Source organism: Burkholderia sp. BCC0419, from assembly GCF_902830285.1.
In the GTDB taxonomy this organism is placed as follows: domain Bacteria; phylum Pseudomonadota; class Gammaproteobacteria; order Burkholderiales; family Burkholderiaceae; genus Burkholderia.
In genome coordinates this window covers 1-355 of sequence record NZ_CADESR010000035.1, presented here as the reverse complement: position 1 = coordinate 355, position 355 = coordinate 1, and the positions used below count along the sequence as shown (strand labels likewise).

Sequence of the window (355 nt, the reverse complement as noted above, 5' to 3'; positions counted from 1 at the left end):
GTTACATGTTCGGGTAATTCGGCCCGCCGCCGCCTTCGGGCGTGACCCACACGATGTTCTGCGTCGGGTCCTTGATGTCGCAGGTCTTGCAGTGCACGCAGTTCTGCGCGTTGATCACCAGCCGATCGCTGCCGTCGTCGTTCTTCATGAACTCGTACACCGCCGCCGGGCAGAAGCGCGCCTCCGGCCCCGCGTAGGTGCGCAGGTTCACGTTCACCGGCACGCTCGCGTCCTTCAGCGTCAGGTGCGCCGGCTGGTTCTCCTCGTGGTTCGTGTTCGAGATGAACACCGACGACAGCCGGTCGAACGTCAGCTTGCCGTCCGGCTTCGGGTACTCGATCGGCTCGCACTGCGA

At 64.5% G+C, this 355-nt stretch carries 1 protein-coding gene; it reads right to left on the bottom strand.

The annotated features are described in order from the left end of the window. Window position 1: 1 nt before the first annotated feature. Window positions 2-355 (bottom strand): 4Fe-4S dicluster domain-containing protein (locus tag HWW87_RS36915; RefSeq protein ID WP_175824383.1); only part of this gene is annotated, 354 nt, incomplete at its 5' end.